Raw genomic sequence first — 892 nt, forward strand, 5'->3', positions numbered from 1 at the left:
AAGATTTGAGCTAGCTGTACATACTTAGGGTCACTTAGGTTGGCGTGTTGGCCGACTGATGCCCCGGACTCCATGATAATTTGCTGATTAACTTGGTCCATCTGATAGTTGACCATTGCCTGCATACATCCGGTAGTACTTAGTACTGTGCCAGCGAGCAGTGAACCGTGGATTAGTTTCATAACTTCCCTTAACAAATTGAGTTTCTAAATTTTAGATGGTATCAAAGTTAGCGTGTTGATTTGCACCCAAAACTGGCCCATCAACCCCCTAACCCCCTATATTTGCATCGAATTTTGACCCACGTGCAAACCTATTCCTGCTTCCATTGAGCAGGAGATTTAGGAGTGATAAACGTGGCACTAATAAGTGTAATTCGACAGCGACACTCCCGTGAAGGCTTACCCTTCCGAGAGATCTCTCGCCGAATCGGAGTTTCGCGCAGTACTGTGCGTAAATACATCAACAACGAAGAACTTGATCCCAAGTATCCAGCCCGTAAAAGTCCAAGTAAGTTAGATGATTACGAACGTACGTTGAGGAGCTGGCTGTTTCGCAAGCGGAACGCTACCACAAACAACGTAAATCCGTGAAGCAGTCATATCATGACTTGGCAAATGAAAAGTGGCAAGCAAGAAGTACAAGGCAGGCCCAGATCAAAACGCACGCGTCTTCGCTTAGGTTTTGCCGGCGATGATTTTAGTTACGCGATATCTCTCTTCTTACCGACACGATCTCGCTCCGCATTTGCTCTCGATCCCGAAATCAAAAAAGAATGCATATGGGCGGGAGAACGCTACTACCCTGCTCGCGTGCTGATCGATCGTGATGGGCCGATATTGAAATCTAGATCGGGACGGTCTTGGGATACTCTTAGTACACATATTCCACA

At 46.4% G+C, this 892-nt stretch carries 2 protein-coding genes and 1 pseudogene; 2 read left to right on the forward strand and 1 reads right to left on the reverse strand.

Annotation, left to right across the window (positions count from 1 at the left end; all coding sequences use genetic code 11):
- Positions 1-182, reverse strand: a 182-nt coding sequence (locus tag A3739_RS16760) for a hypothetical protein (protein WP_156502639.1), incomplete at its 3' end; no start/stop codon positions are given.
- 174 nt (positions 183-356) lie between these two features.
- Between A3739_RS16760 and A3739_RS31465 the strand changes: the two genes are divergently transcribed.
- Positions 357-593, forward strand: a complete 237-nt coding sequence (locus tag A3739_RS31465; RefSeq protein WP_197472062.1) for a helix-turn-helix domain-containing protein — start codon at positions 357-359, stop codon at positions 591-593.
- Positions 594-605: 12 nt separating this feature from the next.
- Positions 606-892, forward strand: a pseudogene (locus tag A3739_RS28850) (AAA family ATPase); the annotation flags it as partial.

It is taken from the genome of Oleiphilus sp. HI0067, assembly GCF_001635735.1.